Origin of the sequence: Microcoleus sp. D2_18a_D3 (assembly GCF_036702455.1) — a bacterium.
GTDB lineage: Bacteria > Cyanobacteriota > Cyanobacteriia > Cyanobacteriales > Microcoleaceae > Microcoleus.
In genome coordinates, this window is sequence record NZ_JAUBTK010000091.1 from 1 (window position 1) to 13,430 (window position 13,430).

Consider the following 13,430-nt stretch of genomic DNA (forward strand, 5'->3'; position numbering starts at 1 on the left):
GGTAGCATCGGAATTATTCCTCTCTGTATTCTCTCCCTCTGCGTTCTCTGCGCCCTCTGCGGTTAAATCATTCCGATGCAACCGGAAACGATATCAATACTCAACAATCACGGACGGTACAACCGGAATTGAACCCATTCATCTGCGTGACTCTGTGTTTATCTGCCCTCATCTGCGGTTTAAAAAAGAGAATGTATTAACCGCCGATGACAAGGGATTAACGCGGATTCACGCAGATGAAGAATTCCGATCCTAACAGATTTGATATCATCACCAAAAATCTAATTTTGATGCACAATTTATTCCCTGGTGCATCAGTTTTGAGATTGTGAGTTGGTAGCAAAAATGTCTTCAGGATGTGACGCACTATTTACCAATCTCTACCTCACTCAGTCTCTAATTTCTCTATTACCGAGATTTATCAGAATTTCTGTCACGGCAGAACTATCCAAAGGTTTAGAAAACCAATATCCCTGAGCTAATTCGCAGTCTAGTTCTCGAAGCTGTGCTAACTGTTCGGCTGTCTCTACACCTTCGGCGATCGCATTCAATCCCAAATTGTGAGCCAAAGTTACGATCGCCCGCACAATCTGCAAAGGCTGACCCCCGTCGTCGCCGTTTTCGACAGCGCCCAAGCGACTTACAAAAGATCGATCGATCTTCAGTGTATCCAGCGGAAAACGGTGCAAGTAACTTAAAGACGAATATCCAGTACCGAAATCGTCGATCGACAATCGAATATTTCTACCTTTTAATTCTGCTAGCACAATATTGGCTTTCTTGACATTTTCCACGATCGCGCTTTCAGTAATCTCCAATTTTAAACAGCTCGGGTCGCAGCCTGTTTCTGCTAAAATTTCATCGATTTCCTCGATTAAATTCGGGAAACCTAACTGTTTAGGAGAGAGATTGACGCTCATTGTTAATTGCGAAGGATCAATAATTGGTAATTTAAAATTCGGAATAGGTACCTGGGAAGTTGTACTTAACGTAGCCGAAGTATTGGGAATTGGGAATTGGGAATTGGTAACTGGGGAGTGGAAATCGCTAATCGGAAATTGGTAACTGGGAATTGGTAATTTTTTACCGATTCTTTCTTCCCTGTGGCCAATACTGGGGCTACGCTCAGTAAAAGTTCCGTGTTCCTCATTCCCTGTATCTGTTACATCAGTTAAATCCCCTACATTGCCCGTTGCCCTTTTTCCTGTTGTTACCCTGAGCGAAGTCGAAGCGCCTTCTTCCTTCTTGTTACCTTGAGCGACTTGCCCTGAGTGCAGCCGAAGGGAGTCGAAGGGCCTCGTTCCGACTTCCATTGGACTTCTTCTCTGTTCCTCTGTTAACATTTCTTGCCAAATCCGCAATTGCTGACAAGCTTCCCGCAACACCCAGGCTCCCAGAGGCACGATCAAACCTGTTTCTTCAGCTACAGGGATAAAAGTAGACGGCGGAACTAAACCCCGAACTGGGTGGTGCCAGCGCACCAAGGCCTCAAAACCTTCGAGCGCACCGCTGGCGAGCGAAACAATCGGTTGGTAGTGCACAATAAAGTGCGAACGTTGATCCTTGCTCTCTCCTAATTCCTCCTTGCCCAAAATAGCCAACCGCAGGTCAGTTTCTAACTGCAACAGCGACATTGTTTGGTCGTGCATCGCCAAATTAAACACTTCGTGGCGGGCCTTACCCAAAGCTTTAGCGCGGTACATAGCGATGTCAGCATCGCGTAGGAATTCTTCCGGGTGAGTGTACGAATTCGATTCGCCACTGTCGGTGGCTTCGCCTCGACTGAAAACAATGCCAATGCTAGCGGTGGTAAATACTTCGTGTCCTTCGAGATGAAACGGCTTCGTCAGTTCTGTTTGTATCTTTTTAGCTGCGAGGGTGGCGTCGCTGAGGCTCTGAATGTGGTCTAGCAGGATGGTGAATTCGTCTCCCCCCAGTCGGGCGACGGTATCAGAAACCCGGACGCAGGTTTGCAGTCGCTGCGCGAGGGCAATTAGCAGTTTGTCTCCTAAAACGTGTCCTAAAGAATCATTAACTACTTTGAAGCGGTCTAAATCTAGGAAAAGTAAACCAAATTTGTAATCGGGGGACTGATTGGATCGGCGGATGGCTTGTCCTAGCCTGTCTAGGAACAAAAGGCGGTTGGGCAAACCTGTCAGCGCATCGTGAAAAGCGCCGTGCAGCAGTTGCCGTTCTACTCGCTTGCGCTCGGTGACATCTCGGATAATAATCTGGGCGGCGGTGGAGCCTTGATAAGTAGCGGGGATGCCGGCCATTTCAACGTCTATTATTTGTCCGTCAAGCCGCATCAGTTTTTGTTCGGCAAGGTCGAGCGGCTGATTTTCTGTCTCGACTAGCCGGATGCGCTCTCTGGCTGTTTCCACATAGTTTGGATGGACGAAATGCAATACGGGAAAGCCGATGAGCGCTTCGGGAGAACTCGCACCGAGGAGTTTCGCGCCGGCAGCATTGATGTAGGCGATTTTCCCTTGACTGTGAACGGCGATCGCTTCGGGAGATAGTTCTACTAAACGGCGATAGCGTTCTTCACTTTCTTTGAGAGATACTATCAACTCGCATCGCTCTTTTTCAGCTTGCTGGCGTTCGACTTCCATTTGGTGAACCGCCAGAATTTTGCCAATACTTTGAGCCATCAATTCTATAATTTCTATTTCCTCGTACTTGAATTTTCTTTTCTTTATTTCTGGCGAACTAAAACTCAAGGTTCCGTAAGTTTTATTGTTGACAAATATCGGCGTTCCGATGTAAGATTCCGACTTGCAGTTCTGATAAGCAGGATGTTCGCGCATCTCAATATCAGCTCCTATATGAGAATACGCAACAGTTTTGTTAAGTTTAATGACTGCCGCGCAGTAAGTATCGCTGAGGTTCAATTCTAAGCCTCGCACGAAGTATTCTAAATCGCTTTTCGCGGCTCTGACAATAAAAGTCTCGTTGTCAACTTCAGCCATGATGCCCATAGAAAGTCCAAACATCAAACAGCCTGCTGTTAGATAATCGTCAACCAGTTCTTCAAAGTTTTGATAATGATAAGTTGTAATCCGGTGCAAGTGTTTAAGATTAGCGCTAAAAGCTGCTAAAGCTTGAGAATTTAAAAATAATTCTTCTTCCGAACGCTGGCGGTCGGTAATGTCTGTTTGTACTCCAATAAAGTGGGTTAAGTGTCGCCGGGAGTTGTAAACCGGAGCGATCGACAGTTCGTGCCAAAAAGGCGTGCCGTCTTTCCGAAAGTTGCGTAATATAACTTGAGATTCTCTGCCTTCTTCAATCGCAATTCGCAATTGTTGGGCAGCGGGGCCGTCAGTTTCTGTTCCCTGCAAAAATCGGCAATTTTTGCCCATTAACTCGTCTCTGCTATAACCAGTAATCCGCTCAAAACTCGGATTGACATAAATAATCGGATTATCTGCAACAGTCGCGTCGGTGATTGCAATGCCGTTGCTGCAACTTTCGATCGCCCGTTCCATCATTTGCAAGCGCTCTTGCGATCGAATCCGCTCGATCGCCGCAGCTAACACGTTGGCGATCGCTTCTACAAAATAAACGTCATCTTGACTGAAAACCCGCCCTTGGCTGGTATGAACCCCCAAAATGCCCCAGGCCCGCGAGGAGGAACTGTTCGCTGGTTCTGCTTGTCCCCAGTTGCTCCCCAGTCCCCGATTGCCAGGAATAATTACAGTGACGCCGCTGACAGCCCGGTGGTTGTGCAGCAGCGGCAACTCGCTAAAGCGCGTTTCCACCCGCAAATCTTCGACGATTGTCGGTTCGCCCACTAACAATGTGTAACCTGCTTGCGATCGGGCAGAAGCGGCAACAGTAGCGCTGCCGACGAGACCGGGCTGCCAGCCAACCCCCGCTCGCAGCATAAAAGCATGACCAGAGGGCAACAGTTCTAACACCTGGCAATAATCAACGTCCAGGGTTTGAGCAATTAAAACCGCAGCTTTGTCCATCAGTGCGGACAAATCTGTTTCGGCCAGGGCCTGCTGCCCCAAGTAAGCGACGGCCGCTTGCTGGCGGGCCCGCGAGTGGATTGACGTGAGCAATTCCTGCTCCTTGGCGGCCGCTCGCTTCCGATCCGTAATGTCGCTGAACACCGACAGAACAGCTTTCCCCGACACCAATGTCAGATACCGCATCGATACACTTGCCCAAAACAGCGTGCCGTCAGCTTTTTTAAGCCGGACTTCTGTCTCGCGGACGTGTTCGTTGCGGGCGAGCCGCAACAGCAATTCCTGGCGCTCTGCAGGGTTGTGGTAGAGCATTTCGGCTTTTTGGTGCTCGATCGACTTGAAGGCTGTGAACCCGAAAGCCTGACGGCATAAATCGTTACTATAAAGAATTGTGCCGTCCGCCAGACTGCTGACGATCAGGGGCATTGGCATCGAGTTGCCGATCGTCAGCAGTAATTCTTTGGTTCCTTGCAGCTCTTTGTACAAGTCTGGCTTGGAGGCCCAGCCGTGACAGTCTTCAGAGTTTTCAGGGATAAAACTTTCCATTTTTCAATCGATCCATTAGCAGGACAACTTTTTTAAACTTGTGGTAAATGACGATTTCAGACGCAGAGCATTAGTAACAACTGAAGAATTAATTTCATTTGTCAATCAGTAAGATTACTCAAAAAAACTGCTTTTCTAGGAGTAGAAAATTCGCGATTTGGGAGTGGGTGGGCATAAATATGGCGCTTGGCATGATTCCTCGATCGCGCCAATCTGAGTTTTGTACCCAAAATCTGAGTAAATGCTGAGCATAATTGCTCATTGACAAAGGCTTCCCTAGCTTTAGTTGTCAGGGATGGATGCAGAGGACGATCGACAGTACCCCACAACACATTAATCTTAACCAGAACTATGCAACTGAACGCCCCTAAACTGCTCGGCTGAAGTTTGATATCCTGCACTCCCGGTGGAGAGCACATCTGTCTTTGGTATGACAATCTACTGTTTTTAAAGTTGCGTTAAGTTTTTATAAGAGCGAGGTACTTTACTCAATGTGCAGCGGAAGCTCCTAATCTAAAAAGTAAAGTCACCTGCTTGCCAACCACTGAATACTATCCGAGGAGAGAGGAGAAATGCTTGAATCTTACCGCCGTACCGCGGCCGAACGGGCCGCTTTGGGAATTCCACCGCTGCCGCTAGACGCCCAGCAAACGTCGGAACTGTGTGAACTGCTGAAAAATCCGCCGGCTGGAGAAGAAGAAACCTTAATAGAATTATTGCGCGATCGCGTCCCCCCAGGCGTAGACAGCGCCGCCTACGTCAAAGCTGGTTTTTTAACTGGCATTGCTAAAGGCGAAATCCACAGCCCCCTAATTGCTGCCAAATGGGCAGTTTACCTGCTGGGGACAATGATGGGCGGTTACAACGTCCAATCTTTAATCGATTTGCTCAACCCCACTGCCGAAATTGCCATTCCCGCCACCGCCGCCCGGGCACTGAGCAAAACGTTGTTAGTATTCGACGCTTTCCACGACGTTATAGCTTTGTCGGATACCAATCCCTACGCCAAGCAGGTAGTCGATTCTTGGGCGGATGCCGAGTGGTTTACGGGTCGTCCTGTTTTGCCAGAAGCGATTACCGTTACAGTCTTCAAAGTTCCAGGAGAAACAAATACCGACGACTTGTCGCCAGCACCACACGCTACCACGCGGCCGGACATTCCCCTACACGCTTTGGCGATGCTGGAAAGTAAGATGCCTGGGGCTTTGCAAACCATTGCAGAATTGAAGCAAAAAGGTAATCCGGTAGCCTATGTTGGTGATGTTGTCGGCACCGGTTCGTCGCGGAAATCGGCGATTAATTCTGTGCTGTGGCACATTGGCAATGATATTCCGTTTGTGCCTAACAAGCGCAGTGGCGGTTATATTTTAGGAAGCGCGATCGCCCCGATTTTCTTCAATACCGCTGAAGATTCCGGCGCATTGCCGATCGAATGTGATGTCTCCCAAATGGAAACAGGAATGGTAATTACCATCCATCCCTACAAAGGCGAAATCACCAACGAAGCCGGAGAAATAATCTCCACCTTCACCCTCAAACCTGATACCATTCTAGACGAAGTTCGCGCCGGTGGTCGAATTCCGCTATTAATTGGACGCACTTTAACCGACAAAACTCGCGCAGCTTTAGGATTAGAACCCAGCACTATTTTTACCCGCCCTACAATCCCAGTAGATACGGGCAAAGGCTTCACTTTAGCCCAAAAAATGGTAGGCAAAGCTTGCGGTTTATCCGGCGTTCGTCCCGGTACATCTTGCGAACCAGTCATGACAACAGTCGGCTCGCAAGATACCACCGGGCCGATGACTCGGGACGAATTGAAAGAACTTGCTTGTTTGGGATTTAGCGCCGATTTGGTAATTCAAAGTTTCTGCCACACGGCCGCTTATCCAAAGCCAGTGGATGTCAAAACTCACCATGAATTGCCCGATTTCATGGCAGAGCGCGCCGGGATAGCTTTGCGCCCCGGAGACGGCATTATTCACTCTTGGCTGAACCGGATGTTATTGCCGGATACAGTGGGAACTGGCGGCGATTCTCACACTCGTTTTCCTTTGGGAATTTCCTTTCCTGCGGGTTCGGGATTGGTGGCATTTGCTGCGGCCTTGGGCGTTATGCCTTTGGATATGCCGGAATCAGTTTTAGTGCGGTTTAAAGGCGAATTGCAGCCAGGAGTAACGCTGCGGGATGTTGTGAATGCAATTCCCTATGTGGCAATTCAAAAAGGTTTGCTAACCGTCGCGAAACAGAACAAGAAAAACATCTTTTCTGGGCGGATTATGGAGATTGAAGGTTTGCCCGATTTGAAGGTTGAGCAGGCTTTTGAATTGACCGATGCGACGGCCGAGCGTTCTTGCGCTGGATGCACGATTAAATTAAGCGTGGAGACTGTTTCGGAGTACATTCGCTCCAATGTCGCGCTGCTGAAAAACATGGTAGCGCGGGGCTATCAAGATGCGCGGACGATGATGCGCCGGGTGGCGAAGATGGAGGAATGGCTGGCAAATCCGGTGCTGATGGAGGCGGATGCTGATGCGGAATACGTTGAAATCATCGAAATCGATCTGAACGAGATTAAAGAGCCAATTGTGGCTGCTCCCAATGACCCGGATAATGTTAAGTTGTTGAGTGAGGTTGCGGGCGATCGGGTTGACGAAGTATTTGTCGGTTCCTGCATGACAAATATCGGTCACTACCGCGCCACTGCAAAGGTGTTGGAAGGTGCAGGGGAAGTGAAAACTCGCCTGTGGATTTGTCCGCCAACTCGGATGGACGAACAGCAACTCAAAGAAGAAGGTTATTACAGCATTTTTGGAGCCGCTGGAGCTCGTACAGAAATGCCAGGATGCAGTCTTTGTATGGGCAATCAAGCGCGGGTTAAAGATGCGACAACGGTGTTTTCAACTTCTACTCGTAACTTTAACAACCGCATGGGCAAAGATGCTCAAGTTTATCTCGGTTCGGCGGAATTGGCGGCCGTTTGTTCGCTGTTAGGTCGCATTCCCACAGTCCAAGAATACAATGACATTGTGTCCAAGAGAATCGATCCTTTTGCTGGTGATTTGTATCGGTATTTGAATTTCGATCAAATTGCTGGTTTTGAGGATGAAGGGCGAGTGATTGCTTTGGAAGATATGCCTCGAATTGAGGATATTTTGGGGATTCCCGATGGTGTGTTGAGCAAGTAAAAAGTGGGGCGGGCAATTGCCCGCCCTTTGTTTATAATATGAGTAGGGGTTCACGCCTGCATCTCTAATTCACGTCCAGGATATTGATCGACCCGCCCCCATCCCCTTTTCGTAAATCAATCGAACTTGATATAAATCTGAGAAAGGAGAAAAGTGATTATGCCTGAGCAAGCTTTAATCAGCGAAAGCCAACCGGCAGCAACTTCAGCGCCAGAAACTCGCATAGGCGAAGAAATTGTAGATTTTTTGCGGGAGATTCAGCAAACTCCGAGAGAATATTGGCCAAACTTACTTCAGATGATTCGGCTATTTCGCTCCACAGTAACAATGAAGCCAGGAACCGCCGATACTTCGATCAAAGCTACAAACGAAATTAAGACCATCGATCCCGTACAGCAGCACGAAGCTCTGAGCAAATTGCTACAGTCTTGGGTTGACGATGGAGATGAACAGGAGCAAACAGAAACCGCTGAAGTTCTCCGCAAGGCACTAGAAGAAAGCCCCGTGCATATATAAGAGCATTCCATGAGCAGAATAGTGTTGTTAGATTCTGGGCCGTTAGGAATTGTTACCAATCCCAAAGCCACATCTCCTTTATATCAAGAGAGCCAACTTTGGCTGCAATCTTTGCCGCTAAAAGGTTACATTGTCATGCTTCCTGAAATTGCTGACTATGAGGTGAGGCGCGAATTAATTCGTGCAGGTAAAACGGAAGGTATTAGACGACTTGATCAACTTAAATCGCAAATCCCCTACCGTCCTTTGACTACAGAGGTAATGCTTTTAGCGGCTCAGTTGTGGGCTGATTCGAGAATGAGAGGAAGACCAACAGCCGAACCTAATGCACTTGACGGGGATGTGATTTTGGCGGCTCAAGCAATATTGGAGGCAAGTGAAGGCAATGAGGTGGTAATTGCTACAACAAATGTGGGGCATTTGTCGCAATTTGTTGATGCTCGCGAGTGGCGGCTAATTGAGTAATGTTTAAATCGATCGCACTTACCCTATCCCTGCTATACTTTGAACTACAGATATTTTTACAGACACCGTTGGCGAGATAAACAGGATGGTGGAAACAGTGGACACAATAGAAAAAATTGACGATCGCACACAAACCCGCTACTGGGGTCAAGTTACAGTCATAGACGCGGGCGATCGTTATAAGATCAATCGCATTGAAGTCAAGCCGGGGCATCACATCAGCACCCAAATGCACTATCACCGCAGCGAGCACTGGGTTGTCGTCTCCGGTACCGCTAAAGTTATCTGCGACGACAAAGAGACGATTCTCATGCAGAAACAGTCAACCTACGTTCCCATGAATACTGCTCACCGCGTAGAAAATCCAGGCGTTATTCCCCTGGTGATGATTGAAATCCAAAATGGTGAATACCTCGGCGATGATGACATTATCCGCTTCGCCCAAGATGCTCACGAGCAAGATTGATCCTAGATCCAAATATGAAGCAATCGCAGACACCGGGGAAAAGCTTGACACAGCGAACAATGACCGAAAGCATCCAGGATACAAGCCCCCGGATTCATCCCTGGGGTCAATGCTTCAATTCTAAAATCTAAAATCTAAAATCTATTGACCTACGCAGCGACAGGAAACCAGATAATATCATGTCCGCTCGATTGACCATAATATCCCGGCCGGGCGGGTTTTTGAGATTGTCAATTATTGGCAGATATTGTTAGTGAACCCGCCCCTTGTATCTTAAAAGAGTCAGGCGCTCAAACCGTAGACCGCAGGCTATAGAACCGCAGACACGGTTGTAATCTAACCGCAGACACGGTTGTAATTGAATCGTAACACGAGTAAAGATAAAGAAACCATTAAAGTTTCTTCCTTAAGGTACACATGACAGTAAAAAGTGTTGTGATCGGACATCAGAAATTGGTGAAGTTGGCCCGCCCCGAGTGACACTCACAAGTCTGTTGCGTAGATAAGCTCCCATGACTGATGACAGGCGCATATAAAAAACTGGACAGTATCTTAGGCGCTCGTTTTCACGGGACAGCCTGCATTTATAAGGTTAGTTAAATTGCCTGTCATGTTCTTTCATACAAATAGGGAGCAGGGAGCAAACAATGACACCGACATTTTTAGGCATAGATATCAGTAAAAAAGACTTTCATGTTTTTTTACTGAAAGAAGAACGTGGCTCAAAACCAAAAAAGTTCACGAATAATACCGAAGGGTTTGAGAGTTTAAATCAGTGGCTCAAAAAACAAGGTGTTGAAGAACTTCATGCTTGTATGGAAGCCACGAGCAATTAGGTCGATGCCCTAGCTGAGTTTCTGTATGAAGCAGGCGATCGCGGTGAGTGTGGTTAATCCGGCTCGGATTAAAGGGTTTGCTAAAAGCGAACTTTTGCGTACTAAAACCGACTCTGTAGATGCAGCATTAATTGCTCGTTTTTGTGCAGCGATTAAACCGTCATTCTGGAAGCCAACCCCGTTTGAAGTCAAGGAATTACAAGCTTTACTGCGACGACTAGAATCTTTGACCCAAATGTATCAACAGGAAGAGAATCGTTTAGAAACAGCTACAGTTTCCGTAGCTAAACTTACCAGAGCTCATTTGGAATACATCAAAGAACAACAAGCAGAAATCAAAAAAATGATTAGCGATCATTTTGACCAACATCCACATTTAAAACAGCAGCGCGAGCTATTGACTTCGATTCCAGGAATTGGAGAACAAACTGCCGCTGTATTGTTAGCTGAAGTTGGTCGGATTGAAGATTACAAAAATGCTCGTCAACTCGCAGCTTATGCAGGTTTGACTCCCTGTGAGCGTAGTTCAGGAACTTCTGTGCATGGCAAAACTCGTTTGTCTTGTACGGGAAATGTCCGATTGCGAAAGGCATTGTATATGCCTGCGGTGGTGGCGATGCGTTGTAATCCTTTGCTCAAAGCCATGACTGAGCGATTATTGGGTCGTGGAAAGGTCAAAATGCAGGTGATTGGTGCTTTGATGAGGAAGTTGGTGCATTTGGCTTTTGGTATTTTAAAGTCCCAAAAGCCTTTCGATCCAACTTATTTGCTCGCTACCCCTTGACAGATCAAGACAGTATCTACCTGATGAAGGGTAATCGACCGGACATGATATAAATCCTACCATTAAAACTGTAGGGGCAATTTCAGAATTGCCCCTACCTGATTATATTAAGTTTGTTAAGCACCAGAATTTGATATAGCAATTGGCGAGCGTCCTACGGCAAAGAAGCGTTTTTCAAATCTACATTTGCCATATTGGCATTCTTTAAATTAGCACCTGTCAAGTCCGAACCGTTCAAATTTGCACCGTTCAAATTTGCATTGGTCAAATTTGCATCCCGCAAGTTGACTCCCTGTACGTCTATTCCCGACAAACTGCCACCTCTTAGGCTGATATTAGATAAATTCGCAAGTGACTGGCGAGCATTTCTCAAGTTTGCACCCGCCAAATTGGCGCTTTCTAAATTAGCGCCGATTAAATTAGCGCTGGTGAGGTTGCTATTTTTCAAACTCGCAATCACTAAACCAGCCAAACTCAGATTAGCGCGGCTCAAATCAGCACCCTCCAAATTAGCCCCGTGCATTTTAGCCGCAATTAAACTTGCACCTTGCAATTTAGCTTGTTTCAGATTGGCTTCATTCAGTTTGGCTTCGTTCAAATTTGCACCGTTCAAATTTGCACCGCTCAGATTCGCACCACTCAAATCTGCGCCAGTTAAATTAATACCAGCAAGCTGCGCTCCTGTCAAGTCGCATTGGCTACATTTTTTAGTTTCTAATAATTGCTTGACGTGTGATACGTTTTCTGCCTTTACTCCCGATGCACAGCCGATCGCAATCAGCAGCCCTGTTGTTGTTAAAATTCCAAGTTTCATATACCCACCCTCAGCAAAATCTCTCTCTTAATAATATCCCACATTATTAAGGAGGGTCGGGTGATCAGTCTCTTTGATAAACTGTGACAATCATCACCCTGTTGTGTACAAAATATGCAATAATTATTGACGTTTCAACTCCCCAAAATTATTGTAACGAATTATTGCTTTTTCAGGAACCAAAAAGGAAAAGATTGCGTCGGTTCGAGACGGACGCCGGTAATGCTGTTCTGAGCAAACGTATAGTCCTTATCCTGCCAAAGAGGGATGAAAGGTACATCTTTACCCAGTATGTCTTGAATTTCGGCAAATATGGCTTTGCGGGTTTCAGGGTTTGTTTCTTTGCGCTGCTTGTCGATCAGTTGATTTACCCGATCGTTATAATAAAACGATCCCTGACTTTGACTTGCACCCTTGGAGCAGCCCCCAGCCTCCGAACCTGTGGCACAATCTAAAAACGGCTGAATGTAATTGTCAGCGTCAAAAAAGTCGGCGGACCAATCCACTAAAACCGCTGGATAAATGCCCTTCTCTATGTTTTGAAACAAAGTCGGAGATTCCACGCTGTTAATTTCTACCTGCATTATCCCGTCCATTTTGAGTTTAGTTTGCGCCTCGATGGTACTCGCGACTAAAGCTCTTTTTCTTGAAGCCGAAGCATGCCAAATTTGCAGAACAAAAGGATTTGTGGCCGAGTATCCCGCTTTCGTTAAAAGTTCCTTGGCTTTGGCCGTGTTGGCGTCGCCGTACAGTTCTTTGAAAACCGGTTTTTGAACGTCCAAGGTTGTGGGAATCAGACTGTAAAGCGGTTGTGCTTGTCCCAGCAGTACGCGCTCGTTAATCAGCGGGCGATCCATCACTGCTGCGATGGCCTGTCTCACTTCTAACTTGTCCAGCGGTTTAGACTGCATATTCAGCGTCATGTAATTAACCGTACTGCTTTCCCCCGCGATTTCCTGCCATTTCCCTTTTTTTGCTCCCTCATCCAAGCTGCGAACTTGGTCTGCATCCAGAGACAAATAAGCCACATCAACAGCACCAGTCTGAAAAGTATTGAACAAATTTGACGAACTAGAAAGCAGCAAAATGTCAATTCCTTGATTAACCGGCTTTTCCCCCCAATACTTGTCAAACACGTCAAACTTGAGAGAATCGCTGCCGTACTTCGCCAGCTTGTAACGTCCAGTTCCCACAAAGGTATCGGGTTTAAATTTACCCGGCCCAATCTCGTAAGCTTTCGGAGAAACTGCACACATACCCGAAAATGTCAACAGGGAAGGAAAAGCAGCAAAAGGCTTTTTGAGTTGAAAAGTTAATTCGTATTCGCCCGTCGCTTTCACGGATTCTACTGCATCGCTCAACAACAAAGCCGGACTGCCGCCATTTTGGATAAACCGTTGCAAGGAAAATTCCATTGCGGCGGCGTTAAACGGTGTGTCGTCGTGAAAAATAACGCCTTGACGCAAGGGGATTGTATATGTCAATCCGTCTTGGCTAACTTTTGGCATCGCTGTCGCTAAGTGGGGGATTAACTCTGTAGTTCCCGACTTGTAAGTGTAGAGAGTGTCGCCCAAATTGCGTAGCAATTGTCCAGATAAGGTTTCGTAACCGTCTGCAGGGTCGATCGTCCGCAATTTCAAAGTTGTGCCAATAGTAACGCGGTTATTAGCATTTTCGCCGCTCGCAGTGACCGATGGACGTGTTCTTTGTCCACAACTTGCAGTTAACAAGCAGCACAGAAAGAACAGAGCTATCGCTTTAATCACTGAAGGTTTTATATGTATTCTAGGCTGCTGCTTGTTAATTATCATCGTCTTTTTTTGACACTCCAAATTACTGAT

11 protein-coding genes are annotated in these 13,430 nt (G+C 46.8%); 7 read left to right on the forward strand and 4 right to left on the reverse strand.

Features of this window, described 5'->3' with window-relative positions:
- Nucleotides 1-256 (forward strand): hypothetical protein (locus QUB06_RS28765; protein WP_333438186.1); only part of this gene is annotated, 256 nt, incomplete at its 5' end.
- 133 nt (nt 257-389) lie between these two features.
- Here the strand turns inward: QUB06_RS28765 and QUB06_RS28770 are convergent.
- Both QUB06_RS28770 and QUB06_RS28775 read right to left on the reverse strand, forming a co-directional pair.
- Nucleotides 390-4,520 (reverse strand): EAL domain-containing protein, encoded by a 4,131-nt coding sequence (locus QUB06_RS28770; RefSeq protein ID WP_333438187.1) that lies wholly within the window; start codon nt 4,518-4,520, stop codon nt 390-392.
- A 101-nt stretch (nt 4,521-4,621) separates the two neighbouring features.
- Nucleotides 4,622-4,939 (reverse strand): hypothetical protein, encoded by a 318-nt coding sequence (locus tag QUB06_RS28775; protein WP_333438188.1) that lies wholly within the window; start codon nt 4,937-4,939, stop codon nt 4,622-4,624.
- Between the two features lie 153 nt (nt 4,940-5,092).
- Between QUB06_RS28775 and acnB the strand changes: the two genes are divergently transcribed.
- The 6 genes from acnB to QUB06_RS28805 all read left to right on the forward strand — a co-directional run bounded on the left by acnB (nt 5,093) and on the right by QUB06_RS28805 (nt 10,775).
- Nucleotides 5,093-7,708, forward strand: coding sequence for a bifunctional aconitate hydratase 2/2-methylisocitrate dehydratase (acnB, locus tag QUB06_RS28780; protein WP_333438189.1), 2,616 nt, complete (start codon nt 5,093-5,095; stop codon nt 7,706-7,708).
- A 159-nt stretch (nt 7,709-7,867) separates the two neighbouring features.
- Entirely contained in the window at nt 7,868-8,224 is a 357-nt protein-coding gene (locus QUB06_RS28785) for a hypothetical protein (protein ID WP_333438190.1), read from the forward strand.
- A 9-nt stretch (nt 8,225-8,233) separates the two neighbouring features.
- Entirely contained in the window at nt 8,234-8,689 is a 456-nt protein-coding gene (locus QUB06_RS28790; RefSeq protein ID WP_333438191.1) for a nucleic acid-binding protein, read from the forward strand.
- Between the two features lie 85 nt (nt 8,690-8,774).
- Nucleotides 8,775-9,155: a cupin domain-containing protein gene (locus QUB06_RS28795; RefSeq protein ID WP_445251431.1), complete on the forward strand. Its 381-nt coding sequence runs from the start codon at nt 8,775-8,777 to the stop codon at nt 9,153-9,155.
- A 647-nt stretch (nt 9,156-9,802) separates the two neighbouring features.
- Complete coding sequence (locus tag QUB06_RS28800) at nt 9,803-9,991, forward strand: IS110 family transposase (RefSeq protein ID WP_325314864.1); 189 nt, start codon at nt 9,803-9,805, stop codon at nt 9,989-9,991.
- 25 nt (nt 9,992-10,016) lie between these two features.
- Nucleotides 10,017-10,775 carry a transposase gene (locus QUB06_RS28805; protein WP_333438192.1) on the forward strand — a complete coding sequence of 253 codons (759 nt, stop codon included), beginning with the start codon at nt 10,017-10,019 and terminating at the stop codon, nt 10,773-10,775.
- Nucleotides 10,776-10,929: 154 nt separating this feature from the next.
- Here QUB06_RS28805 and QUB06_RS28810 read toward each other — a convergent pair whose 3' ends face one another.
- Complete coding sequence (locus QUB06_RS28810) at nt 10,930-11,589, reverse strand: pentapeptide repeat-containing protein (protein ID WP_333438193.1); 660 nt, start codon at nt 11,587-11,589, stop codon at nt 10,930-10,932.
- 161 nt (nt 11,590-11,750) lie between these two features.
- Nucleotides 11,751-13,400, reverse strand: coding sequence for an ABC transporter substrate-binding protein (locus QUB06_RS28815; RefSeq protein WP_333438194.1), 1,650 nt, complete (start codon nt 13,398-13,400; stop codon nt 11,751-11,753).
- Between the last annotated feature and the right edge of the window lie 30 nt (nt 13,401-13,430).